26 protein-coding genes and 1 tRNA gene are annotated in these 24,296 nt (G+C 68.6%); 8 read left to right on the top strand and 19 right to left on the bottom strand.

All coding sequences use genetic code 11. The features are described 5' to 3' along the window. Positions 1-347: 347 nt before the first annotated feature. The 4 genes from OU415_RS11385 to OU415_RS11370 form a co-directional block, all read right to left on the bottom strand. On the bottom strand, positions 348-1,133 hold the full coding sequence (locus OU415_RS11385) for a cytidyltransferase (protein ID WP_270948617.1): 786 nt from the start codon (positions 1,131-1,133) through the stop codon (positions 348-350). A gap of 172 nt (positions 1,134-1,305) precedes the next feature. Then, positions 1,306-2,157, bottom strand: a complete 852-nt coding sequence (catA, locus tag OU415_RS11380; RefSeq protein ID WP_270948616.1) for a catechol 1,2-dioxygenase — start codon at positions 2,155-2,157, stop codon at positions 1,306-1,308. Between the two features lie 23 nt (positions 2,158-2,180). Then, positions 2,181-3,755 carry a 4-hydroxyphenylacetate 3-hydroxylase family protein gene (locus OU415_RS11375; RefSeq protein WP_270948615.1) on the bottom strand — a complete coding sequence of 525 codons (1,575 nt, stop codon included), beginning with the start codon at positions 3,753-3,755 and terminating at the stop codon, positions 2,181-2,183. A gap of 45 nt (positions 3,756-3,800) precedes the next feature. Continuing rightward, positions 3,801-4,370, bottom strand: coding sequence for a flavin reductase family protein (locus OU415_RS11370; protein WP_270948614.1), 570 nt, complete (start codon positions 4,368-4,370; stop codon positions 3,801-3,803). A 110-nt stretch (positions 4,371-4,480) separates the two neighbouring features. Between OU415_RS11370 and OU415_RS11365 the strand changes: the two genes are divergently transcribed. Together OU415_RS11365 and OU415_RS11360 are read left to right on the top strand one after the other, a co-directional pair. Beyond that, the gene (locus OU415_RS11365; RefSeq protein WP_408641836.1) at positions 4,481-5,308 is read left to right on the top strand and encodes an IclR family transcriptional regulator domain-containing protein; all 828 of its coding nucleotides are present in this window, start codon (positions 4,481-4,483) and stop codon (positions 5,306-5,308) included. A gap of 159 nt (positions 5,309-5,467) precedes the next feature. Further along, a complete protein-coding gene (locus tag OU415_RS11360; RefSeq protein ID WP_270948611.1) occupies positions 5,468-5,836 on the top strand; it encodes a hypothetical protein in 369 nt (122 codons plus the stop codon). 200 nt (positions 5,837-6,036) lie between these two features. Here OU415_RS11360 and OU415_RS11355 read toward each other — a convergent pair whose 3' ends face one another. From OU415_RS11355 to OU415_RS11300, 12 genes are all read right to left on the bottom strand, one after another. Continuing rightward, positions 6,037-7,158: a glycerophosphodiester phosphodiesterase gene (locus OU415_RS11355; RefSeq protein WP_270948609.1), complete on the bottom strand. Its 1,122-nt coding sequence runs from the start codon at positions 7,156-7,158 to the stop codon at positions 6,037-6,039. 316 nt (positions 7,159-7,474) lie between these two features. Continuing rightward, entirely contained in the window at positions 7,475-8,926 is a 1,452-nt protein-coding gene (locus OU415_RS11350; RefSeq protein WP_270948608.1) for an amidase, read from the bottom strand. Between the two features lie 28 nt (positions 8,927-8,954). Beyond that, on the bottom strand, positions 8,955-10,334 hold the full coding sequence (locus tag OU415_RS11345) for an MFS transporter (protein WP_270948605.1): 1,380 nt from the start codon (positions 10,332-10,334) through the stop codon (positions 8,955-8,957). Between the two features lie 372 nt (positions 10,335-10,706). Then, complete coding sequence (locus OU415_RS11340) at positions 10,707-11,429, bottom strand: maleate cis-trans isomerase family protein (RefSeq protein WP_270948604.1); 723 nt, start codon at positions 11,427-11,429, stop codon at positions 10,707-10,709. After that, positions 11,426-12,850, bottom strand: coding sequence for an amidohydrolase family protein (locus OU415_RS11335; RefSeq protein WP_270948603.1), 1,425 nt, complete (start codon positions 12,848-12,850; stop codon positions 11,426-11,428). The genes OU415_RS11340 and OU415_RS11335 overlap by 4 nt, the downstream gene beginning before the upstream one ends. Next, complete coding sequence (locus OU415_RS11330) at positions 12,847-13,638, bottom strand: aspartate/glutamate racemase family protein (protein ID WP_270948602.1); 792 nt, start codon at positions 13,636-13,638, stop codon at positions 12,847-12,849. Before OU415_RS11330 ends, OU415_RS11335 begins: the two co-directional genes overlap by 4 nt. Beyond that, positions 13,635-14,303 (bottom strand): GntR family transcriptional regulator, encoded by a 669-nt coding sequence (locus tag OU415_RS11325; RefSeq protein ID WP_270948645.1) that lies wholly within the window; start codon positions 14,301-14,303, stop codon positions 13,635-13,637. The genes OU415_RS11330 and OU415_RS11325 overlap by 4 nt, the downstream gene beginning before the upstream one ends. Positions 14,304-14,691: 388 nt before the next feature. After that, a tRNA-Ala gene (locus OU415_RS11320) sits at positions 14,692-14,764 on the bottom strand. A gap of 95 nt (positions 14,765-14,859) precedes the next feature. Continuing rightward, a complete protein-coding gene (gene sepX, locus OU415_RS11315) occupies positions 14,860-15,627 on the bottom strand; it encodes a divisome protein SepX/GlpR (RefSeq protein WP_270948601.1) in 768 nt (255 codons plus the stop codon). Positions 15,628-15,927: 300 nt separating this feature from the next. Next, complete coding sequence (locus OU415_RS11310; RefSeq protein WP_270948600.1) at positions 15,928-16,593, bottom strand: GNAT family N-acetyltransferase; 666 nt, start codon at positions 16,591-16,593, stop codon at positions 15,928-15,930. Between the two features lie 6 nt (positions 16,594-16,599). Further along, positions 16,600-17,823 (bottom strand): molybdotransferase-like divisome protein Glp, encoded by a 1,224-nt coding sequence (gene glp, locus OU415_RS11305; RefSeq protein WP_270948599.1) that lies wholly within the window; start codon positions 17,821-17,823, stop codon positions 16,600-16,602. A 98-nt stretch (positions 17,824-17,921) separates the two neighbouring features. Further along, positions 17,922-18,836, bottom strand: coding sequence for a UTP--glucose-1-phosphate uridylyltransferase (locus tag OU415_RS11300; protein ID WP_270948598.1), 915 nt, complete (start codon positions 18,834-18,836; stop codon positions 17,922-17,924). Between the two features lie 37 nt (positions 18,837-18,873). On the opposite strand from OU415_RS11300, the gene OU415_RS11295 reads away from it, so the two are divergent. The 5 genes from OU415_RS11295 (at position 18,874) to OU415_RS11275 (ending at position 22,003) form a co-directional block, all read left to right on the top strand. After that, positions 18,874-19,470, top strand: a complete 597-nt coding sequence (locus OU415_RS11295) for a 5-formyltetrahydrofolate cyclo-ligase (RefSeq protein ID WP_270948597.1) — start codon at positions 18,874-18,876, stop codon at positions 19,468-19,470. A 97-nt stretch (positions 19,471-19,567) separates the two neighbouring features. Further along, positions 19,568-19,876: an FmdB family zinc ribbon protein gene (locus tag OU415_RS11290; protein ID WP_270948596.1), complete on the top strand. Its 309-nt coding sequence runs from the start codon at positions 19,568-19,570 to the stop codon at positions 19,874-19,876. A 208-nt stretch (positions 19,877-20,084) separates the two neighbouring features. Further along, the gene (locus OU415_RS11285; protein ID WP_270948595.1) at positions 20,085-20,723 is read left to right on the top strand and encodes an SAF domain-containing protein; all 639 of its coding nucleotides are present in this window, start codon (positions 20,085-20,087) and stop codon (positions 20,721-20,723) included. A gap of 88 nt (positions 20,724-20,811) precedes the next feature. Further along, positions 20,812-21,279, top strand: a complete 468-nt coding sequence (gene mscL, locus OU415_RS11280; protein ID WP_270948594.1) for a large conductance mechanosensitive channel protein MscL — start codon at positions 20,812-20,814, stop codon at positions 21,277-21,279. A gap of 448 nt (positions 21,280-21,727) precedes the next feature. Beyond that, positions 21,728-22,003, top strand: coding sequence for an antitoxin (locus OU415_RS11275; RefSeq protein WP_270948593.1), 276 nt, complete (start codon positions 21,728-21,730; stop codon positions 22,001-22,003). A 61-nt stretch (positions 22,004-22,064) separates the two neighbouring features. On the opposite strand, the gene OU415_RS11270 is transcribed toward OU415_RS11275, so the two are convergent. Both OU415_RS11270 and OU415_RS38340 read right to left on the bottom strand, forming a co-directional pair. After that, the gene (locus OU415_RS11270) at positions 22,065-22,571 is read right to left on the bottom strand and encodes an Imm1 family immunity protein (protein ID WP_270948592.1); all 507 of its coding nucleotides are present in this window, start codon (positions 22,569-22,571) and stop codon (positions 22,065-22,067) included. Further along, the gene (locus tag OU415_RS38340) at positions 22,568-22,969 is read right to left on the bottom strand and encodes a DddA-like double-stranded DNA deaminase toxin (RefSeq protein WP_408641835.1); all 402 of its coding nucleotides are present in this window, start codon (positions 22,967-22,969) and stop codon (positions 22,568-22,570) included. The genes OU415_RS11270 and OU415_RS38340 overlap by 4 nt, the downstream gene beginning before the upstream one ends. Positions 22,970-23,017: 48 nt before the next feature. On the opposite strand from OU415_RS38340, the gene OU415_RS11260 reads away from it, so the two are divergent. Then, positions 23,018-23,350: a hypothetical protein gene (locus OU415_RS11260; protein WP_270948590.1), complete on the top strand. Its 333-nt coding sequence runs from the start codon at positions 23,018-23,020 to the stop codon at positions 23,348-23,350. 117 nt (positions 23,351-23,467) lie between these two features. Here the strand turns inward: OU415_RS11260 and OU415_RS11255 are convergent, their stop codons facing one another. Continuing rightward, on the bottom strand, positions 23,468-23,968 hold the full coding sequence (locus tag OU415_RS11255) for a MogA/MoaB family molybdenum cofactor biosynthesis protein (protein WP_270948589.1): 501 nt from the start codon (positions 23,966-23,968) through the stop codon (positions 23,468-23,470). Positions 23,969-24,296: the final 328 nt, after the last annotated feature.

Here is a 24,296-nt window from a genome sequence, read left to right as displayed (position 1 = left end):
TCGCTCCTCGGTGGGGTCTTCAGTCAGTCGTTCGCCCGGTGCAGCCGAAGCAGTCGGGGCTGCTGCCTCAGCGGTCGCAACAGCGTCGGCGCCCGCATGCGGATGCTCCGAGACCATCACGAGCACGGCAACCCGAAGCCGGGTCGCTCGGCAGCGGACGGCACGTCCAACAGCTATCAGCTTTTCTGGAACGAGTCAAATAAACACGCCCCTCGATCGACGTCGGAGCGAGGGAGTTCACCTCGCCGAACCCGCACGTCAACGCCCCGGCAAACCCACCCGAGCCATCCCGGACAACCCGAACGAGTGATGTCCCAGCCCCCTCGACCGACCAAGGCGGCTGTCGATCAGCAGCTCAGGCGGGCGAGGAATTCGATGCTCGCGGGACCGGACGGCATGCCGGGAAGCGCGACGTGCTCCCCCGCGCGCACCTCGACGTCGACGGCCTGCCCGTTGCCGGTTCTGGCGGAGTAGCGCCCCTCCGCAGGAATCGCGGTTCCTGCTGCGGCGCGGAGCATTCCGCCGCTGACGTGCCCGTCGATGCGGTGGGGCCTGCCCAGCGCGCGTGCTGCGGCCCGGACGTCGCCGCGGCGCAGGCACTCCCGGATCCGCGTGGAGGAGTGCGGTGCTTCTCCCGCTTGCACCAGGGGAACTTCGTGGGCCGTGAAGCCGTGATCGGCGCCGAGTTCGTGCAGCGTGGCCGTGGTGCCGCTGCCCCGGTGGCCGAACGTGAAGTTGGCGCCCACGACGACAGCAGCGGTTCGCAGACCGCTGGCGAGCACCTGCTCGACGAAGCTCGCCGGCGGAAGTTGCGCGAATCCGCGGGTGAACGGCAGCACTAGCACCGCGTCCACGCCGAGATCGCAGGCCAGCTCGGCGCGCCACTCGACGGTGGTCAGCGCCGCCGTGTCGCGCGGCGCGCCGACCACTCGTGCCGGATGCGGGTCGAAAGTGACCATCACCGCGGGCAGTCCGAGCGCGCGTCCGCGCCGGACGGCGTGGCCGATCAGGTGCGCGTGTCCGCGGTGGACGCCGTCGAAGACGCCGAGCGTGGTCACGCACGGGCCCCGTCCGGCGGGGATGTCGCCGAGGCCGCGCCACAGCCGTGCGCGGGAGGTCGTCGCGGCGGTCATGGCTGCGCTGCCAGGTCGGCGGGGTGTTGTGCGAGCGGGGTGACCTGGATGAGCGGGATGTCGAGCAGAACGGTGTCGATGCGGTCGATCCGCGCGTCGTTCATCAGATCCTCGTTCTGTTGGGGTTCCGCCGGGCCCGCCCTCCGTTGCGCGGGCCCGGCGGAGGCGTTGATCAGGCCGGTTCGAGGACGAAGTCGTAGTCAGCGCGCAACGCGCCGTCGCCGTGCGGACGGAGGTCGAGCACCAGCTCGGGTTTGGTGGCCTCGGCGACGTCGCTGTCGAGCCACTCGCCGCCTTCGAAGTACAGCTGCGTGGTGATGGTCCGGTGTCCCGGCGCCCGCACCAGGAGGTGCAGGTGGGCCGGGCGCCACGGGTGCCAGCCCGCGGCGGTGATGAGCTTCCCGGTCGGCCCGTCGGTGGGGATCTGGTACGGGGAGGGCTTGATCGTGTGGATCTGGAACCGGCCCTGGTTGTCGGCGACGATCACGCCGCGCAGGTTCCCCTCGGGAATGCCGGGGGCGAATCCCGAGTAGTAGCCCTCGGAATCGGCGTGCCAGAGGTCCAGCTCCGCCCCGGCGATGGGGTTTCCGCTGGTGTCGCGGACCTGGCCGGTGAAGACCAGCGGAGTGCCCTGCTCGTCAGGGCGGGCGGGCAGGTCGGCGACGGCGGGGAGTTTCCGCTGGTCCGGCAGGTAGTACGGCCCGAGGATGCTCCCCTTCGTGCCCTGCTGGGACCGGGCGGCGACGTCTTCGACGACGTGCTCGACGAAGACGTCGAGGAACAGCGGCCATTCGCCGCCTTCGCCGACGTCGATGAGCCACTGCTTGGCGGCCTGGAACTCGGCGTAGCTGACCTCGTGCTCCCGGATCGCGTCGTGCACGCCCGCCAGCACCGCGCCGACGACGGCGCTGACGCGCTCCGGCGGGACGTCGGCGGCGACGTGGTCCCGCCGGCCGGCGCGGAAGGACTCGGTGGCCGACGCGCCGGAACCGGCGGCGGTCGGCGAATGTTCTGCGGTGGTCATGGGAATCTCCTCGACGAGCAGCGTCAGCGGGACCGCAGGGCGGTGTCGCCGGGGTTGAACAGGTCGGGCACCGTCCACCCGTTGAGGTCGTACTCGGACATGCACTGCTCGGCGAAGCCCTTCATCGCGTCGGCGCTCCCGGACTGCTGCGCGGCGAAGAGCAGCTCGGCGCGCACGGCTTCGTGGTTGCCCGAGTAGTTGCGCTCGTAGAGCTCGTGCCTGCCGCCGAACTCGCTGCCGATGGAGTCCCAGATGAGCTTCATCAGCTTGACCCGTTCGATGGAGTCGTACCCGTTGGAGCCGCGCACGTACTGGTCGAGGTACGGGCGGATCTCCGGGGACTTGAAGTCGTCGGCGTGCGAGGGCAGGTAGATCAGCCCGCTGCCGAGGTCCTGCATGATGATCTCCCGGATCCGCGGGTAGCCGAGGGTCATGAACCAGCGGTAGGCCAGCCCGTAGTCCAGGTTCGGCAGCAGCGCGTCGTTCTTCCACTCGTCCGGATTCGCCGCCATCGCGTCGGTGAGCGCCCAGAACATGTTGCGCCACCCGATCACTTCGCCCACGCGGGTCTGGATGCCGCGGAAGTCCTTGGTGCCGGTGACCTCGACGCCCTTCATCAGCAGGCCCGCGAGGAAGTCGAGCTTGACGGCGAGCCGCGTGACGCCGTGGAAGGTGAAGCGGTGCAGGAATCCGGAGCCGGGGAAGAACGTGCTGGCCTTCTCCGCGTCGCCGTAGATGAAGACGTTCTCCCAGGGGATCTTCACCTTGTCCAGGATGAAGATCGTGTCGTTCTCGTCGAACCGGCTGGACAGCGGGTAGTCGAACGGGCTCGACGTCGAGTCGGCGACGTGGGAGTAGGAGTTGCGGCAGATCAGCTTCATCCCCGGCGTGCCCATCGGGACGGTGCACACCAGCGCGAACTCGCGCTTCTTGATGGGCAGGCCGTAGTGGGCGATGAAGTTGTAGTTCGTGATCGCCGACCCGGTCGCCACGACCTTCGCGCCGGAGACGATCAACCCGTCGTCGGTCTCCTTCTCGACGTGGATGAACAGGTCCTTGACGTCGTCGGGGTTCTTGTCCCGGTCCACCGGCGGGTTGATGATCGCGTGGTTCCAGTACAGGACCTTCTCCTGCGACTCGGTGTACCAGCGCCGGGCGTTGTCCGCGAACGGCTCGTAGAAGTCGGAGTTCGCACCGAGCGTGCCGAGGAACGAGGCCTTGTAGTCGGGGCTGCGCCCCATCCAGCCGTAGTTCATCCGCGCCCACTCGGCGATCGCGTCGCGGTCGGCGACGAGGTCTTCCCGGCTGCGCGGCGTGCGGAAGAACGGGTGCGTGAACCCGTTGTTGCCGGTGTCGGTCGGCGTGGTGAGCACGTCCTGCTTGTCCGGGTCGTGCAGCGCGTCGTACATCCGCGCGGTCATCCGCACCGAGTTGCGGAACGCCGGGTGCGTCGTGACGTCGTCGACCTTGTCGCCGTAGAGGAAGATCTCGCGGCCGTCCCGCAGGGACTCCACGTACTCCTCGCCGGTCATCGGCCGGGACGCGGTGGGCTTGGCCGCCGACGGGCTGCGGGTCTCGTGCTCCTGGTGCGTGGTCATGCTGGACCTTTCTTCGTTGAAACGGTCGTGCTGGCGGGAATTCGGTCAGGAAGCCGCGGTTCGCTCGCGCCGCAGCGGTGAGAAGTCGGTGCCGGCGTCGAACCAGCCGGCGTCCGGGCAGTCGACCGACGCCGCCCAGTGGGCCTTGTCCTTCTCGCGGAGCGCGCGGAACCCGCCCGCGTAGAACAGCAGCGGTTCGGCCTCGGCGACCTCGATGGCGGCGATCTCGCCGATGACGATGAGGTGATCGCCCCCGTCGTAAGTGCGCCACGGCCGGCAGGTGAGCGTCGCCGCGTTGCCCACGAGCACCGGGGCCAGCGGGGTCTCCACCCATTCCGGCTGGGGCTCCTGGGGGCGCCCCGCGAAGTGCCACGCGGTGGCGAGCTGGTCCTCGGCGAGCACGTTGACCGCGAACGGCGCCCCGTCGAGGTAGGCGCACGCCTTCGACTTCCGGGTCAGCGTCACCTGGCACAGGGCCGGGTCCAGGGACACCGCGGTGAACGCGTTGACCGTTGCGCCGTGCGGCTGGCCCTCGTGGTTGCGGCAGGTCACCACGGTGACACCGGTGGCGAACCGGCCCAGTCCGTTGCGGAGTTCTCGGTGGTCGAGTCCCATCGGCGATACCTCCTGTACGCTATGCGTGCAGTTTGAACGCTATGCGTTCAAAGGAGGGTGCACTGGCTCACAGGTTCGAGTCAAGGGGGACATGCGGGAAAATGGCGGCGATGACCACCAGAGAGACCGACCGCGACTACATCCAGAGCATCGAGCGGGGCTTCGCGGTGCTGCTCGCCTTCGACGCCGAGCGGCCGAACCCGACCCTCGCCGAGATCGCTGCCGCCACCGGCCTCTCCCGGCCGGCCGTCCGCCGCATCCTGATCACCCTCCAGCGCCTCGGCTACGTCCGCAGCACCGGCAGCCGCTGGGCCCTGACCCCGCGCGTGCTCAGCATCGGGCAGCACTACTCCGCGTCGAACGCGATGACCGACCTCGCCCAGCCGCACCTGATGGAACTGGCCGAGCGGACGCAGGAATCCGCTTCGCTGGCAGCCCTGGACGGCGGCGAGATCGTCTACATCGGACGGGTGCCGGTGCGCCGGATCATGAGCATCAACGTCTCGCTCGGCACCCGGGTCCCGGCGCACGCGACCTCCATGGGGCGCGTCCTCCTGGCATGGGCATCACCGGTGGAGGTCGAGCACGCGATCAAGCAGTCGGGACTCAAGGCGTACACCTCGCGCACCATCACCGACCAGGCCGTTTTCCGGGAGGAGCTCCGGAAGGTCCGCCAGCAGGGCTGGGCCATCGTCGCCGGAGAGCTCGAGGAGGGCCTCCTGTCCGTCGCCGCACCGGTGCGCGACCAGACCGGGACGGTCGTGGCCGCGCTCGCGTCGTCGACGTCCGCCGGCCGGGCCGACGTCGAGCAGCTGCGCGAGGAACTGGTCCCGCTGGTGGTGCGCACCGCGGCGCGCATCAGCAAGGAGTTCGGCCTGAGGACCGACGACGAGTACGAGACCCCCACCCCCAGCAAGGGCTTCGAGGGTTTCTTCTGATCGAATGTACGCGTAGCGTATTGAATGCCCGCTATGCGTACAGCGATCTCTAGTTCTCTGCAGCCCAAGATTTCACGCGAAGTCCGGCAACGCGGACCAATTCGTCCGGCGGCACGTGCACTATGGCGCGGCACGTGATCTCGCTCGGAAGGTGGAGCGTTGACCGACCAGGCCGGAACGTCGACGAGCGGTCGCGACGGCTTCAACCCCGGTTGTGCGGCGGCCTGCGCAGTGGTGCCCTTCCTCTCCCTGGCGGAGGTAGAGATCCTCATCTCGGGCGGGCCACGCGAGTGGCACTCGATGGGCCAGATGGTCGCCCTGGTCTTCGTCTACCCGATCCTGTGCGTGATCCAGGGCCTGGTCGTGGGATCCGTGATCGCCGCGCTGGTGAGAAAGCGCGAAGCCCGCCAAAAAGGACTGAACAGCAAGGACATCGAGTCACAAGGAACCCTGACCAAGTGGTTCGTGATCGGAACGGCGACGGCCGCAGCAGTAGCAGCGACCTACATCGTGCCGACCTCCACTTGACTTGCGCTCGTTCGACGTCGTTCAGATCCTGATCACAGCCCCCGCCCGACCAGGTGAACTACCGGCTGCGGGGAACCGCAGTTTCAATTGAAACTGCGATCCGTCGTGGGTGGGATTTGCAGTTTCAATTGAAACTGCGGATTCGCGGAACCAGGACGGCCCGCCCATCCGGGTGATGAGCAGGCCGTTGCGGGGCGGGGTCAGCGGCCAGCAGTGGCTGCGGCGAAGTTGTCGCGGGCGGTGACGGCGATGTCGGGGAAGTCGCTGAAGACCCCGTCGATGCCCTGGTCGAACAGCTTCCGGGCGTATCCGAAGACGTTGCCGAAATCAGTCGGGACGGTCGAGGACCGGAAGTCGGCGGGCAGGAACTTGTTCTCGGCACGAATCTCGTACGGGACCACCTCAAGCCCGGCCTGGTGCGCGTCGGCGACGACGGTGGTCGGCTGGGTGAGGTAGCCGTTGGCGTTCGTCGGCAGGATGTACGCGAGGTCCGGGCCGATCATGTCGGCGTACTCGGAGATCTTCCGCAACTCCTCCGGCTTGACCAGGTCGGCGTAGGTGCGCGGGTCCCCGGCTTCGACGAAGTCCTGCGGCGCGCCGTTGTCGCTGATCAGCTGCACGAGCTTCACCTGCAACGTCTTGTTGAGCTCCTTGAGGTTGCTGACCTCGAAGGACTGCACGACGACCTTGGCATCCGGCCGGTTCAGGCCGCTGCTGTTCAGCGACTTGATCAGCCCGGGCTCGATGGGCAGGCCGAGCTTGGCGAAGTAGCTGGGGTGCTTGGTCTCAGGGACGACGCCGATGTCCCGGCCGAGTTCCCGGGACAGCCGCGCACGCAGGTCCAGGACCTCCTGGAACGTCGGCACCTCGTAACGGCCGTCGTAGATCGTGTTGTGCTGCCGGACGTCCGGGATGCGCTCCTTGGCGCGCAGGGTCTTGAGCTCGGCGAGGGTGAAGTCCTCGGTGAACCAGCCGGTGATCGAATTGCCGTCGACGACCTTAGTGGTCTTGCGGCTGGCGAACTCGGGGTGCGCGGCGACGTCGGTGGTGCCGCCGATCTCGTTCTCGTGCCGGGCGACCAGCACACCGTCCTTTGTCGACACCAGGTCGGGTTCGATGTAGTCGGCGCCCATCCGGGCGGCCAGCTCGTAGGAGGCCAGCGTGTGCTCCGGTCGGTACCCCGGGGCACCGCGATGCGCGAAGATCTCCACTCGCTCGGTTTGGTCCGGCCGGTTCGGTGCGGCCATGGCGGACGCGGTGACCAGCCCCAGCGCGGCTGCGCCCGCGACGGCCAGCGCCGTCAGTCGAACCTGGATTTTCATCTGTCCTCCTGCGTCTCGCGCGCAGTCGATCATTGCGGCACCTTCGGGCCAAACACTGACCGCTGTGATCGACCATTCGCGCAAGCCGGAGCGACCCCACGACGACCGCCGGATGAACTAAATGGGAGCGACCCGTATGGCAGACGTCGCTCGGCGCGTTCGCGCATGGGTTGACGGGGTCCGCGCCAAAGTCGCGTGCCGCACGCTCCGGTAACCAAGCTGACTGGTCGACGGCACGCGACGCGGCCACCGCCACGACGAGTCCCACCGGCGGCCGCGTCGCCAAGGCCACATCGACGGACGTCGCCGCCGTCGTTCAGCCCCGCGGGTCCGGAGCGGTGAACCGACCGAAGACCTCTTCCAGCTCCGAAGCCACCCGGATCACCAGGTGGTCCTCGAACGGCCTGCCGACGACCTGCACGCCGACGGGCAAGCCCTCCGCCGAGTACCCGCACGGCACGACGACGACGGGGAACCCGAGGATGCTCATCGCCCGGCAGCTCGACCCCAGCTGGTTCCACGGCACGCGCTGCCCGTCGATCTCGAACTCGGCCTCGGCCGGGTCGACGGCGGGCACGCTCGCCACCGGGAGCAGCAGGACGTCGTGGTCGTCCATGAAGGACAGGACCTCGCGCAGGATCTCGTCGCGGGCGCGAGAAGCACCGAACAACCGGGAAACGGGCTGCGACGGCTCCTCGAGCAAGCTCTCCCGCAGCGGTGGGCTGACCAGGTCATGGCGACCGGCCGCCAGCCGGACCACGTCGGGCATCCCGGCGGCCGTCCGCAATTCGACGAACACCTCGGCGGCCCGGTCGACGCCGGGCGGGCGGGTGTTGGACACCTCGACGCCCCGAGCCGCCAACGCCGCGGCAGCGCCCCGGACCACCTCGACGACGTCGGATCGCACGGGGACGGTCCCCTCCCCCGCGAACCAGGCGCAACGCAGTCCCGAGATCTCCACGTCCTGGCCGCCCGGCGTCACCGGCACGGTGTTCGGGTCCACCCCGTCCGGTCCGCGCAGCAGCTCGAGCAGGACTGCGTGGTCGGCGGCGCTCCGGGCCAGCCAACCGATCGTGCCCAGCCGGTGGAGCACGGAGAACGACGGCGGGACCGGGAATCCGCCGCCGGGCACGAACGGCAGCATCCCCGTCTGCGGGATCAGCCCGACGGTCGGGCGCATGCTCGTCAATCCCGTGCAGTGCGCCGGCCACCGGATCGAGCCGCCGAAATCGGTGCCGAGCCCGAACGCCGCCATGCCCGCCGCCACCGCCGCGGAATCCCCGCCGCTCGACCCGCCCGAGGTCAGACGCGAGTCCCACGGGTTCCAGGTGTCCCCGAACAGCGGGTTCGAGCTGTGCGTGGCGACCGCGAACTCCGAGCAGTTGGTCTTGCCCACCGGGATCGCCCCGGCCGCCAGCAACCTGTCGACCGCGGTCGCCGAGGCGGTGGGGACGTGGTCGGCCAGCAGCGGACTTCCGGCGGTCGCGGGCAGTCCGGCGAGCGCGAGGGTGTCCTTGACGGTGAACGGCACCCCGTGCAGCGGGCCGCGGAAGTTACCGCTCGCCGCCTCCTCGTCGGCACGAGCAGCGTCCTGCTCGACCTGCGGATTCGTGGCCACGACCGCGTTGAGCACCGGCCCGCGATCGCGCACCCGCGCCGAGCAGACGTCCACCACCTCGGCGGCGGAGACCTCACCACCGCGAATCGCTGCCGCGATCTCCGTCGCCGACGCCGCAGCGATGTCCATCGTCGTGTCCGTGTTCTCCACCGGTTCTCCCGCTGTCCTGCTCTGAGACTTACTTGCCGGCATTCGTCATCGAGATCTTCGAGGTCTCCTTCGCCAGGGCCACGCACACCACCATGAGCACCAGCGTCGCCGAGAGGTATCCCGCCACGGAGAAACCGGTCTGGGTCAGCACGATGAGCTCCATCGCGATCAGCGGCGCGAAGCCACCGCCGAACACGCCGGCCATCTGGAAACCGACAGCGGCCCCGGTGAAGCGCACGTTGGTCGCGAAGAGCTCCGGGATGAACGAGGCGATGGGCGCGTACATCGCGGCGACGACCGCCAGACCGATGCCGGGCGCGATGAGGACGAGGAACGTGCTGCCCGAGTCGATCATCGCGAAGAACAGGAAGCTGTACGCGATCCCGGCGAGCGCTCCGCCGATCATCACGGGGCGGCGTCCGAGCTTGTCGCACAGGTGCCCGAAGCACGGGATCGCGATCGACTGGGCCACCGCCGACAGGGTGGACGCCGCCAGCGCCAGCGACGGATCCATGCCCAGGTGCTCGGGACCGTAGACGAGGATGAACATGGCGAAGATGTAGAAGGCGATGTCGCTGCCGATGCGGGCACCGACGGCGAGCGCGAGTTCCTTCTTGTAGTGCTTGAAGACGTGGATCAGCGGGGCCCTCACCTCGGCCTCCCGCTGTTCCTTCTCCTTTTCCTCGGCCGCGGCGAAAACGGGGGATTCGCCCACCTTCATGCGGATGTAGAAACCGATCGCCACGAGCGCGAAGCTGATCAGGAACGGAATCCGCCATCCCCACGCCATGAATTGCTCGTCGGTGGTCAGGGCGCTCGTGAGCGAGAAGATCCCGGTGGCCAGCAGGAGTCCGACGGGGGCGGCGACCTGGACGAGGCTGCCGAGCAGTCCGCGCCGCCCCTTGCCGTCGGATTCGGTCACCATCAGCGCGGCTCCGCCCCACTCGCCGCCGATTCCGAGGCCTTGGACGAAGCGCAGGATCACGAGCATGATCGGGGCGAGCAGCCCGACGCTTCCGTAGACCGGCAGGACACCGACCAGGGCGCTGGCCAGGCCCATGATCAGCAGGGTCGCGATGAGCACGTTCTTGCGCCCGATCCGGTCGCCGAAGTGCCCGAACAGCGCCGCGCCCAACGGCCGGACGACGTAGCCGACGGCGTAGGTGGCGAGCGCCAGGAGCAAACCGGCGGTGGCGTCCCCCGCCGGGAAGAACAGGACCGGGAACACGATCGACGCGGCCGTGCCGTAGACGAAGAAGTCGTAGTACTCGAGCGTGGTGCCGACGAAGCTCGCCAGGACGACCCGTTTGACGGACCGCTGATCGGTCCCGTTCGCAGTGCTCTTCGATGCGCTGTTCGCCGCAGCGACAACGCCGCCGCCCGGATCGCCCTGTTTGATATCGGTCATCGGTTTCTCCTCGTTGAGCGCCATCCGGGCGATTCGCGATGATGCGATTCGGATGGTGATGACTTCTCGCCCCGCGTGCATTTCTCGGCGGAAGTGGGAAAGCGCGGTGAATCCCGCACGATTCGTGCGTTCCGGTCCGCTGCGCACTCCGCGGAATCGAACGTGGCGCCGGGTCGTCCGCGCCGATCGTCGTTCTGGGATCCCGGATCTGGATCCCAGAACCATTCTTGGATGGGGCAAATCACGGCTCAAGGGCTCGCTGGGCTGAAATTCCATCCCGGTTCCGGCATCGCCCGAGATCAGGACCGGTCCAGGACATGACAGGACCCCGGTTCGCGGGACGCGCGCCCGCGAACCGGGGTCCGCTCACGTTCAGCTCAGCAGCGATCCCCAGCGCGGGTCGAGCAGCGGAGCACCCGCGAGCACCAGGCTGTGCCAGAGGGTCACCGCCACGGAGTCGAGGACCGGAATGCCGAATTCGGCTTCCAGCGGTGCGACGACCGGCGCACCGTAGAGGTTGGTGCACAGGTACACGAGGGCATCGGGCTTCTCCCGCAACAACTTCCGGGACGGTTCGAGGAGCTCGTCGGGAGCGACACCGGCGAAGGCCTCGTTGTCCGACAGCGACCAGCCGACGCTCGAGGTCACCTCGATCCCGTGAGCGTCGTAGACGGCGGCGACCGAATCGTTGACGTCGTCGGTGTACGGCGTGAGCAGAGCGATCCTGCCGAGTTCGTGCCGGCGCAGGAGTTCGAGCAGCGCGAGGCTGCTGGTGGTCGCCCGGATCCCCGTCGCGTCGGTGATCGCCGCGGTGATCTCCCGGTCGTGCTCGATCCCGAGCCAGGACCCGCTGGTGCCGTTCCACGCGATCGCGTCGACCTTCGCGGTGGCCAGCAGCTCCCCTGCCTCGCGCATGGCCGACACGTCGAACTGCCGGTCGGAGTCCTGGTCGAGGCCGATGCGCGTGACCTCGGTCCGCGCGGAGTGGACGGTGACGTCGGTGCGGTCGCCGAGGATCCGGTAGGTCTGCGGTTCGAGGCAGGTGTTCGAGGAGGGAACGATCATCCCGAGCCTGAACGGGCGTTGCGCGGTCATCCGGCCACCTCCACCGGGTCGCGGCCCGGGATCGTGCTGAACGGTCGTTGCTGGAGGAATCTCCCCACCGGCCCGGGGTCGTGAACGCCGTCGGAGTCGACGACCACGCGTCCCGCCGCGATGACGGTCTGCGGCCAGCCGCGCAGCGCCATCCCTTCGAACGGGGAGAAGTCGGTTCCCATGTGCAGGGCGGATCCGTCGACGGCCGCCTGGTGGCCCGGGTCGATGACCACGAGATCGGCGTCGCGACCGGCTTCCACGGCTCCCTTGCCGTCGAGCCCGTTGAGCCTGGCCGGTTCCGCGGCGAACACCGACACGAAGTTCTCGAGGCCGGTGAGGTCCTCGGCCACCATGTGCGTGAAGCTCACGGGGAGGCGCGTTTCCACGCCGGGCAGCCCGTGCGGCATGAAGCGGATGTCGTCGGCGCGCGCACGCTTCTGGCCGAGGTCGTAGGCCGAATGGTCGGACGACATCGCGTCGACGTCGCCAGTGAGCAGGCGGGACCGCAGGGCTTCCATCGTCTTGCGATCGCGCATCGGCGGGCAGCAGGCGTAGAACTCGGGCAGCGGCCCGTCGTAGACCTCCGAGTTCAGCGCGATGTAGTGCGGGCAGGTCTCGGAGTACACCGGCAATCCGCGTCCTCGGGCCTCGGTGACGAGGTCCACCGCACCGGGGGTCGACTGGTGGACGAAGTAGACCGGCGCCCCGATGTACTCCGCCAGCGCGATCACTTCCCGGACGCTGGCCTCCTCCGCCAGTTCCGGCCGCGTCACGCCCAGCTGGCGGATGTCGATGCGCCCGGTCGCGGCCTGGCGGTCCGTGCTCGCGACGATGATCTCGTCGTGCTCGGCGTGGACGTAGCTCAGGCCGTCGATCCGGGTCATCTCCTCGAAGACCTTGAGGATCGTGTCCCGCGTGGCCATCGTGGTCCCGCGGTTGGTGGTGTAGAGCTTCACCGACCGGATTCCCCGTTCGGCCAGGCTCCGGAGCTGCGCGGGAACGCTGTCGTCCCAGTCGATCACCGAAGCGTGCAGACCGACGTCGCAGCGGGCCTCGGCGATCATCGCGATCTTCGCCTCGGCAGCCGCCAGCGGGGACTCCTCCGGGCCCGCCGGGATCCCGAAGTCCATCACGGTCGTCGTTCCGCCTGCGAGCGCCGCGAGGGTCGTGGTCGCGTAGTCGTCCGTGGTCCGCCAACCCCCGGTGACCTGGGCGATGTGGCAGTGCCCGTCGACCCCGCCGGGGATGACGATGCGGCCGCTGGCATCGATCACGCGATCGGCGTCCGGTACCGGCGCCGAGGCGTCGAGGACGTCGGCGATGACGCCGTCCGCCACGAGGACGTGCCCGGACCTGCGTCCGCTCGCATTGGCGATGGTCGCGTTGGCAACGACCAATGTGGACTTCCGCGGGGCGCTCATGCTTGTTCCTCCACAACGGCGGGGTCGGCGGACGGCGAGCGCAGTCGTTGTCGCTCCCCGAGCAGCTCGTCGAGCTCCGGGGACAGCCCGGACCGCGGTTTGGCCGGCGGGGCGGAGAACGAACCGGCCCGGTGGGCACCGGTGTTCATGGCGACCAGCGACTGCGCGAAGTTCACCCCGGCGGCGATGCCGTCGACCACCGGCACCGGGATCTCGTCGACGACCTCGCGAGCCAGCCCGGCCAGCGGCGCACCGGCGAGGATGATGACGTCGGCCCCGTCGTGGCGGACGGCGCGGTTGGCCAGTTCGACCAGCTGCGTCCGGAAGTCGTCCTGCACGGTGCCGATCGCCTCGAGCGGGTCCTGCAGGCTCCGGATCGAGGCCAATCGCGGCAGATATCCGTGCAGGTCCACGCATTCCCGGTACCAAGCGGTGATCCGCCCGGAGATGGCGATGATCGAGAACCGCTTGCCCAGCAGCGAAGCAGCCGCCAGCGCGGCCTCGGTGATGCCGACGACGGGGACGTCGACGAGTTCTTTCAACGCAGGCAGCCCGGGATCTCCGAACGCGGCCACGACGACCGCATCGGCTCCGCGGTGCTCGCTGATGGCCTGCGCGACCGCCGGTGCGGCGATGAGCGACTCCAAGCGCGTCTCGATGTACTGCATCCCGGCGCGGGCCGTGACCACGGTCAGCTCGGTCCCCGGGTGGAGGTTCCGGCGCGATTCGGCTTCGATGAGTTCGCTGACGTCCGTGGAGATGTTCGGGTTGATGACCAGAAGTTTCACTGGTTCCCTCCAGTCACTTCCGCGTGAAGGTCGGGGAATTGGGCGCGGTACTTCGCGATGTGCTCGGCGGATTGGCGGGCCGCGACGTCGGGGTCGCCGGTGGCGATGGCCGCCAGCAGCCGCCGGTGCTCGTCGATGAGCTCCTCGAGGTCCTCGGCGTGCCGGAACAACCAGTGCAACCGGCCGATGAGCGGTTCGAGCGCGCTCCGCAGGAGATCGTTGTCGGCGATTTCGGTGACCTTGTCGTGGAAATCGTTGTTGATCTTCTGAGCGGTCCGGTAGCGCCCGGCGGCCAACTGGCTGGACGCGGCTTCGAGCAGCTCGCCGAGCTCGGCGAAGTCCTCCCGGCTCCCCCGCTCCGCGGCCAACCGGCAAGCCAGGACTTCAAGCGCAGCACGCAGGTCGAAGAGGTCCCGGACTTCCTTCTCGCTCAACCCGGCCACGACGACGCCCCGACCGTCCTTCTCGACGACCAACCCGTCCTGCCGAAGCATCCGAAGAGCTTCCCGGACGGGAAGTCGGGAAACGGTGAACTCCTCGGCAAGAGCCCGTTCGACCAACCGAGTCCCAGGAACGTAGTAACCCTCGAAGATCCGCTGCCGAAGGGTTTCGTGCACCTGCTCCCGCAGGGGCTGCGACTTACCGCCCGACGCCCCCTCCACCATCACGCGCCCTCCAAGCCCGCCGCAAAGCCGCGGGATCCCACCCTGGGATCCCGACCAAACCTAGAAGTGACCCCAGTCACCGAACAACCCCAACATGGGCTCAAATTCCAGCCCACAAACCCAATACGGTGCCGGTAGCGGAACCTCAGCACCCGCCTGGACTCCAGATACCCGACTTCATGCACGCCAGATCGAACCCACCGCGAGAAGCCCGATAAAAGCGGACCGAAATGCTGGTCCAAGACCAGGCCGGGAACCCCACCCACGGCGAGAAGCCCGATAAAGGTGACCACCGCACCGTGGGGGCCCGCGGGGGCTCGGCCCCCGCGACAGATACGCGAAACGCAAAAAGGCTCGCGCTCTCAGCGAGCACGAGCCTCCCATTGCGTGGAGCTGAGGGGAATCGAACCCCTGACCTTCTCGATGCGAACGAGACGCGCTACCAACTGCGCTACAGCCCCTTGCCTCGAGGACTTGCCTCTCGGCTTTGTTGTGATTAGTACTCTAGCAAGCCCGAAATCGGCTTCCGCAGCACCCCCCTGTTAAGGCGGGTGGGTCACTCGCCGGCTGCGCGGCGGTAGGGCTCCCAGGTGCGTTCGTCCAGCTCATCGAACATGGGGTCTTCGTCGTCGATCTCGACTCGGACGGCGCGGGCGGCCGGGCGGGTTTCGCGGCGCTCGGCCACGTCGTCCTCCGCGTCTTCCTCGTACTCGTCGTCGTGGAGGTCTTCGTCGTAGTCGTCGTCGTACTCGAGCTCGTCGTGCTCGCCGTTCATCCGGGCGAGGCGGCGGGCGCGGACGTCCTCTTCGATGCGGACCTGGCGGCGCAGGTAGGTCAGGTAGCCGACGATCGACAGGTCGACGATGCCGTGCAGCCACCACACGACCGGCCAGAACATGGCCGCCACCAGTGCGGTGGCGATCGCGGCCGCCAGCATGGCGAGGACGATGCGCTGGCGCCGGGCGTACTTGGCGCGCGCCGCGAGCGCGGCGGCTTCCGGGTCGAATCCGCCGCGGCCGGGGCGGTAGCGGCGCCCGGCGCGGGCGTCGTCGCTGTGCACGCGACGCCACGAGTTGTCCTCGGTGTCGTGTTCTTCGACCGCGTCGTCCAGCTCGGTGTCAGACATCCCGAACGCCTCCTGCACCCTGTCGGTTGTCGCGGCTCCGGGCGTTGCCGGACGCCGACCGCTCCCGCGTCGGACCACTCGCGCGGCGAGCGCGGAATCAGTGGTCTTGGACACTTCCTGGCGGCGGCGGGCGAACATCGGCACGAGCACCACCAGCCACGCCGCCGCCAGCGCAGCGAAGATCAACGAACTGGGCATGCCTCGCCACCTCCCCCTGGCCACCGGCAGCACACAAGTCTGCGATCGCCACGCTAGTCACATCTGTCACTCCTGTGTTGGAGCCACGCCGAGCACGGCCGGTTCCCCCGCGGCCCAGAAAACCGCACGTTCAGCGGAGTCAGCAGCAACATCGACATCGGCGTGTCGCTTCCTGCACCGCCGAATGACGTCTTTCGCTGGTCCGTTCGGCTCAATTTCCTCGGAGAACGGCGGGCGCGGCGGTGACCGTCAGTGATCAAGATCTCGGGCTCGTTTAGCGGTCGTTTTGCCCAGGACCGCTCAGGGCCGGCTGGCGCCGCCGCTCTGGATCAGGCGGGCGACCGCGCCGCCCGGGATCTCGTCCGCGGTGAGCGCGTAGACGTAGTGGTCCCGCCAGTCCCCGGCCACGTCCAGGTAGCGGTGGAACAGCCCCTCGCGGCGGAATCCGGACTTCTCCAGCACGCGGACGCTGGGCTGGTTCTCGGGCCGCACGGTGGCTTCCAGCCGGTGCAGTCCCACGGGGCCGAAGCAGTGGTCGACGGCGAGCGCGACAGCCGTCGTGGCCACGCCGCCCCCGGCCAGCCGCTCGGCGACCCAGTAGCCGATCCACCCGGAGCGCAGCGCGCCCCGCACGATGTTCCCGATGGTCAGCTGACCGGCGAACTCGCCGTCCACGGTGATGCTGAACGGCAGCGCCTGGCCGCGTCGAGCCATGCCGCGCAGCGCAGCCCACTGCCCGGGCCAAGCCGTCCTGGCGTTGCGCTCCTGCCAGCCGCCGACCGCCGTGGGCTCCCATTGCTGCAGGTAGGCGCGGTCGTGCAGCCGGGTGCGGCTCCACGCCGAGGCGTCGCGCAGGCGCGGCGGGCGCAGCGCCACCGCACCGCGCGCCGTGATCAGCGGGCCGAGCGAGGCCGGCCAACCGGGGTGGCGGCCGATCGGGAACCCATCAGCGTCGGTGGGTTGCATCGCGGCTCACGCGCGCTGCGACAGGAAGCGGACCTGGACCTCTTCGCCCGCGCCGACCTCGGTGGTCTCCTCGTCGACGACGATCAGGGAGTTCGCCTCGGCCAGCGAGGCGAGCAGGTGCGATCCCGAGGTGCCCAGCGGTTGCACCAGGTAGGAGCCGTTTTTCGGGTCGCGCAGCAGCTGACCGCGCAGGAAGCCGCGGCGGCCCTCGGCGGAGGTGATCGGCGAGAGCAGCTCGGCGGTCACGGTGCGGCGGTGCGGGTTGGGCTTGCCGAGGGCGGCGCGGATCAGCGGCCGCACCAGCACCTCGAACACCACCAGCGCGCTCACCGGGTTGCTGGGCACCATGAAGGTCGGGATCTCGTCCGGTCCCAGGCGTCCGAAGCCCTGCACCGAACCAGGCTGCATCGCAACCCTGGTCACGTCCAGTTCGCCGAGATCGGCCAGCGCCGCCCGGACCTCCGCACCCGCAGCACCGCCGACGCCACCGGCGACCACCACGATCTCCGACAGCAGCAGGCGGCCCTCGACGACCTCCCGCAGCCGACGCGGGTCGCTGCTCATGATCCCGACCCGGGTGACCTCGGCGCCCGCGTCCCGCGCGGCGGCCGACAGCGCGTAGGAGTTCACGTCGTAGACCTGGCCCTGGCCGGGCGTGCGGTCGACGTCCACCAGCTCCTCGCCGACCGAGATCACCGAGACCCGCGGTCGCGGGTGCACCAGCACCTTGTCGCGACCGACCGCGGCCAGCAGCCCGACCTGCGCGGAACCGATCGGCGCACCTCGGCGCACCGCCACGTCGCCGGTCTGCACGTCCTCGCCGGTGCGGCGGACGAACGCCGCCGAGGGCACCGGGCGGCGCACGGTGACCTTGGCCGGGTGCTCGTCGGTGTGGTCAAGCGGGACCACGGCGTCGGCCAGCGTCGGCAGCGGCGCGCCGGTGTCCACCCGGACCGCCTGGCCCGGCTGGAGCCGCCGGGGCTGCCGCGAGCCGACCGAGATCTCGCCGACGACCGGCAGCACGACCTCGTCCTCGGCGGCGGCCTGCACGTCCACGCTGCGCACCGCGTAGCCGTCCACCGCGGCCTGGTCGAATCCGGGCAGCGCCTGTTCGGCGACGACCTCTTCGGCGCACAGCAGACCCTGCGCCTCGGAGATCGCCACGCGGACCGGCGCGGGCCGGACAGCTGCCGTGAGAACGCGTGCGAGTTGCTCGTCCACTGAACGCATGGCTGTCGTCCTCTTCCCGCGCACCGAGCCGCCGCCCGGCGTGGCTGTCGTCACGTCCTGCCCCGGGGCGCCGCGAAGCGAGCGCGGCAAGCCGCTGATCAGGACAGTTCGTCGTTCTCCGCGATCCGTTCGACGAGCCAGGCCCGCAGGTCCGGTCCGTACTCGGGATCCTTCAGCGCGAAGTCCACCGCAGCTTTGAGGAAACCGCCAGGATTTCCCAAGTCGTGTCGCCCACCGCGATGGACCACCACGTGCACCGGGTGTCCTTCGGAGATCAGCAACGCTACGGCATCGGTGAGCTGCAGCTCACCTCCGGCACCGGGCTCGATGCGGCGCAGGGCGTCGAAGACCGCCCGGTCCAGCAGGTAGCGACCGGCCGCGGCGAAGGTGGACGGGGCCTCCTCCGGCGCCGGCTTCTCCACCATGCCCCGGACCTGCTTGACGTCCTCGTCGCCGGTGTCGGTGACGTCGAACACGCCGTAGGCGGAGATCTGCTCGCGCGGCACGTCGAAGGCGCACAGCACGCTGCCGCCGTGCTGGGCGCGCACCTCGGCCATCCGCTTCAGGACGCCGGTGGGCAGCACCAGGTCGTCCGGGAGCAGCACGGCGACCGCATCGTCGTCATCGGTCAGGTTCGGTTCCGCGCAGCCCACCGCGTGGCCGAGCCCGAGGGCCCGGTCCTGCACCGCGGTCTCTGCGGAGAGCAGGCTGGGCGCGCGGCGGACCTTCGCCAGCAGTTCGTCCTTGCCGCGCTCCTTGAGCGTCTGCTCGAGCTCGGGCTGCGGTTTGAAGTAGTCGGTGACCGCGCTCTTGTCCGGCGAGGTCACGATGATCAGGCGTTGTGCGCCCGCCTCGGCCGCTTCGGTGGCGACCAGTTCGATCCCGGGGGTGTCCACGACCGGGAGCAACTCCTTGGGCACCGCCTTCGTGGTCGGCAGGAACCGGGTCCCCAATCCGGCTGCGGGCACGATGGCGGTCCGGAACGCGGTGGGCGTGCTCGTCGGGCTGCTCATGGCCCGGAAGCCTATCGGGCAACCTTAAAGTGGACGTGTGAGCTCGCTGGACGAATCGGCTACGACGAAGGACGAGTGGCGCCGCAAGCTGCTGCTCCAACGCCGTGACGTGGACGAAACCACCCGCTCGGTTGAGGCCGGGGCGCTGCAGGAGGCCGTGCTCGGCTGGCTGGAGCAGCACCCGGTGCGGACCGTCGCGGCCTACGTCCCGGTCGGCGGCGAGCCGGGCTCACCCGACCTGCTGGAGGCGTTGCGCGCGGCCGGGCTGCGGGTGCTGCTGCCGGTGGTGAACCGCCGCGAACCGCTGGAGTGGGCCGACTACACCGGGCCCGACTCGCTGCGCCCCGCCGGCTACAGCCTGCTCGAACCCGCAGGTCAGCTACTCGGCGCTGCGGCCATCGGGGAAGCCGAGGCGCTGCTGGTGCCCGCGCTGGCGGTGGATCGGCGGGGTGTTCGACTCGGGCGCGGTGCCGGTTACTACGACCGGTCGCTGCCGATGGCCTCGCCGGAGGCGCCGCGGATCGCCGTGGTCCGGGACGAGGAGTTCGTGGCCGAGCTGCCCGGCGAGCCGCACGACGTGCGGATGACAGGCGTGCTGACACCACGGCGCGGGGTTGTGTCGCTACCCGTGTGACACATGCCTGTTTGCACTGGACACCTGTTGTGAAGCATCATCGTGTTAGCACTCCTGTAGTTCGAGTGCCAAGACGAGATGCCGGAGGTTCGCGGCCGTGCCCACTTACCAGTACGCCTGCACCGAGTGTGACCACCGTTTCGAGCAGGTGCAGTCGTTCAGCGAGGACTCGCTCACCGAGTGCCCGAAGTGCACCGGCCGGCTCCGCAAGCTGTTCAACGCCGTGGGCATCGTGTTCAAGGGCTCCGGGTTCTACCGCACCGACAACCGGTCGTCGAACTCGTCGTCCAGCACGTCCAGCAGCTCCTCCTCGAGTTCCTCGTCCTCGAGCGACTCCTCGTCCAGCTCGTCGTCCAGCAGCTCGTCGTCGTCGAGCAGCTCGACCACGACGGCTGCCGCTTCCTGAGCTAGCCAGATCCTCGTTCGCCGACCGCCGGTTGCTGCGGTCGGCGATTTTCGTCCGCGCGGGGTGATCTCCGAAAGATCGTTCGTGTGATCCGAGTTGTCCACATCGGACTTGTTTGTCCACAGATTTCCAAAACTCCCTTTCCGCCGCCGAACACCGCTCCTAACTTCGGAGGAGTTCGATCTCCTCGGAGGAAAAGGAGCTGGCCATGGCCTCGAAGGACCGACTCGGCGCATCGCTGCGGGACCGCATCACCGCGCTCTTCCGCGCCCGACGCGGAGTTCTGCTGCTCCGCCGAACAGCGGCGCTCGCACTGCTGCTGCTCGCCGCCGCATTGGCGGTGCAGGACCACGGGCCGCCGGGCGCCGGCGTACCGGTGCTCGTCGCAGCGCGCGACCTGCCGCCCGGCAGAGTTCTGTCCGAAGTGGATGTGAAGCACCGCGAGATTCCCGTCGACCTGGTGCCGGACGGCGCGCTGCGGGACTCCCCCGCCGCGCTCGGCCGGGTGCTGGGCGCGGCCGCCCGCCGGGGAGAACTGCTGACCGACGCGCGGTTCAACGGCCCGACCGCGGCTTCCGGCTCCGGGATGGCCTCGGCGCCGATCCGGCTCGCCGACCCGGAGGTCGCGGATTTCCTCACCCCCGGAAGGCGGGTGGACATCGTCACAGCCGCCGCCCATCCTGGGGAAGGTTCGGTGCTCGCCGAAAACGCCCAGGTCATCGCGGTTCAGGCCGATTCGGACGACCGCGACCAGGGCCGACTAGTCTTCGTCGGGCTACCGGAGCGACTTGCGGGGAACGTCGCCGCCGCATCACTCGACCAGACCGTGACCGTTACGCTGCGCTGAGTAGCATCTTACGCCGATTACCCCATCGATTCGGCGTTCATCCGCACGTGATCCCGCCGGATCACCCTGTTCTGAGAGGAGCGTCAACGTGCTCAAGGGCTTCAAGGACTTCCTGATGCGCGGCAACGTGGTCGACCTGGCCGTCGCGGTCGTGGTCGGTAGCGCGTTCACCGCCCTGGTCACGTCCTTCACGACCAGCATCATCAAGCCCGTCATCGCGGCCACCGGCGGCGGCAACGTCACCGGCTTGAGCATCCAGCTGCGCGAAGGCAACCAGGCGTCGATCATCGACTTCGCCGCAGTGATCAACTCGGTGCTCACCTTCTTCATCACCGCTGCGGTGGTCTACTTCCTGTTCGTGCTGCCGATGAAGACGATCAACGATCGGCGCAAGAAGGGGCAGGAGAAGGAGGTCGACCCGACCGACGTGGAGCTGCTGCAGGAGATCCGCGACCTGCTGCGCCGCGAGCAGGGCCTGCCCGCCATCAAGGGCCTGGCCCCCGAGCAGGACGCGAAGACCACCACGACGACGACCTCCAGCAACGGCCAGAACTGAGCCACGAGCACGGAGTGAGGGGTGTCAGTTCCGCCGGAACTGACACCCTCACTCGCCCGGTCGGCTAGCTGGGCAGCCGACCGGTTCAGCGTGGGTCATGGTGCGGGGGTCGGTTCTCTTGGTACCAGCGTTCCTGATCTTCAGCAGGCGTTCGGTCCGGGCGGTCGTCCGAGGTTGTTTCCGGCAGGACGTCGCCGAAGATCTCCGCGAGCTTGCGCCGCCGCTCCCGCTCTTCCCGACCTGTGTCGCCGTTCAACTCCAGTCCTCCGACTCCGCGCCCGATCGTCGCAGGTGGGCGCACCCCCATCATCCCGCACGGGGAGAGCCGGGCGGGGATACCACCGAGTTCGGGTGTGATGTCGACTACAGTTGGGGGCACAAGGTCCGCAATGCCGCGGGAGCGGCGCCAGGCGTGGCTCACCGGGTGTCAGCCGCGGGAGGCGAGAAGATGAGTTTCCTGGACAAGGCCAAGGAACTGGCGAACCAGGCCAAGGGCAAGGCGGAGGAGCTCGCCGAGAAGGCGGGTCCGAGCGCTGCGAAGGGCCTCGACGCCGCCAAGTCGGGCCTGGACAAGGCCACGGGCGGCAAGTACCACGACAAGATCGAGACGGTCGGCAACAAGGTCGAGGGCATGCTCAAGCGCGAGCACCCGGACGGCCAGCCGCCGAAGCCCGACGACGAGAAGGGCCCCGGCGAAACCGGTCAACCCCCCAAGAGTTCCTGATCTGACACGAGAAGAAGCGGTGGCGGCTCCGTGCTGAGCCGCCACCGCTTCTTCTCGTCGGTCAGGCCGCGCCAGCGACATCCAGGCGTTGGACGATCCGTCCGTAATAGTCGCCGGCCACCCATTGGACCGACTTCGGTCGCTGTCCCCCGCTTCGGCAGAACTCCCGCAGCGCTTCACGCGCATGTTCGAGATCGATGACCGTGAACCGGTCGTGGAAGTGCTCGGTGTCGTAGTCGCTGGCCAACAGCGGCACCTCGAGGGGTGGCTCGGGGTTGAACGTGACCCACAAGTGCTGAGCCAAAGCGTCGTCGGCGTGTTCCTCCGGATCGACGTTGCGGAACCACAGCAGCGCAGCGCAGCCCACGTGAGGATCTGCGACCACTCGAAGCTGGAACTCCCCGGGCTCGTCGGTCTCGAGATCCCGACCGAACTGCAGCCAGCCGGGCGTATTCCGATCGCCCCGGTCGAGAGCTGCGCTGATGATGCCTTCCACCTCATCCCAGGAGGTGGCGTGGCGCCAGTCGTCGCACCCGTGAGCAGGCAGATCAGCACTGACCATCGTCATGATGTCGGGCTCCCTCCGTGCAGCTCATATCGTACGGCGGCGCCGGGCACCCACACCGTGATCGAGTGCCCGCGCGGCAGGATAGCCCGAACGGCCGGACCACATCCCCAGTCACCGCGACAGACCCCTCGCGGATTGTTGATCACCAGGACGAGATGTCGAATGCCTCGCTTTCGCATCTCCATCGCAACCTTCGCTTCCACATGAGCAGCGGCCGCTATCGGCACATCCCCCCGACGTTGCCTTGGAAAACGAGGGCTGTTCCGCAGGAAGCGATCGATTTCGGAGGCCTCGGCGCCCTGCTCGCTCCGCAAATCCCGATCGACGAGCTCGGGGTTTCCCTCCAAGTCGAACGCGAGCCCTACTGTCGGCTTGAGGTGCTCGATCTTCGTACGCACCTCGTCGGCCCATTAAGCCGTATTGACAGCACCTGAACGTAGCTGTCCATGAGGCTTCGCGCGCTCCAGAGGATGCGGAGAGGCTGTCCGCCCTTCTCCACCACCAGCGGTGTTCGTCCCCGCAACCAGCTGCCGCCACGCAATGACGAGCTCGCGAATCCGGCCAAGTATTTGGTGGATGCGGACGAGATCATTCGCAGCCTGGTCGACACGAACGAGAGCCGTCTGGGCCTCGTCATCGGTAGAGCCGAGAAGGACCCCCAGCCCATTCGGTTGACCACCTTCGTCCAAGCACGCCTGTGCTCGGGCCACCTCGTCCCGCCCTGTTTCAAGTTTTTCAAGCGCCTCGTCCACGCGCGCCAGGGCTTGCGCTACGGCTGAGGCCATCGGACCAAAGCAGTCACTGATCGTCGACAAATCATGACGCTCAGTGTGCAGTTGGTCACTGACAAGGCGGTGGCGGCTCTGTGCTGAGCCGCCACCGCTTCTTCTCGTCGGTCAGGCCGTTTCGAGGCCTGAGAGTTGTTCGATGACGTGGGTCACCAGGGGGGTCAGGGTGGCCATGCCGTCCCGGACCGAGGCTCGGGAGCCTGCGAGGTTGACCACCAGGGTGCTGCCGGAGACTCCGACCAGGCCTCGCGAGACGCCCGCTTCGACCGCGCCTGCTGCCAGGCCGGACGCGCGGAGGGCTTCCGCGATGCCCGGGATCGGGCGGTCCAGGACGCCGGCCGTGGCGTCCGGGGTGACGTCCCGCGGCGACACACCGGTGCCGCCGACGGTGATCACCACGTCCACGCCGCCGATCACCGCGGTGTTCAGCGCGTTGCGGATGTCCACCGCTTCACCGGCGACCGCGACGGTTCCGTCGACGATGAACCCGGCCTCTTCCAGCAACTCGGTCACCAGCGGACCGATGTTGTCTTCCTGCTCGCCCTGTGCGACACGGTCGTCCACCACGACCACCAGGGCCCGTCCCAAACGCTGCGCGCTGCGTTCCATGTCGGTAACCGTAGTGCCAAGGGGCGGGCTGGTCAGATCAAGCGAGTCCGTGACTTCGGTCAAACCCCGACGCCCCACCAAGCGAATCCCGTCCGACATGTTCCTCCCCATCCCAAAAAACCCGACCACCCAACAGCGGCCCAGTCACCGAACCCGGTCCTGCCCCAGACACGCAACGCTGCGCCCCGAAGTTGCCTCGACCTCACGGCCGAAGCCTCGATCTCGTTCTTGTTCTTGATCTTTGTTCTTGATCTTTTGCTTGTATTCGCCGCCAGGCGAATAGCCCACCCCCGCAACCGGCACCGCCGCGGGTTCTCAGCGTTCACCT

Source organism: Saccharopolyspora oryzae (assembly GCF_027853915.1).
Classification (GTDB): Bacteria; Actinomycetota; Actinomycetes; order Mycobacteriales; family Pseudonocardiaceae; genus Saccharopolyspora; species Saccharopolyspora oryzae.
The sequence above is the reverse complement of the archived record's forward strand: the minus strand, read 5'-3'. Positions and strand labels throughout refer to the sequence as shown.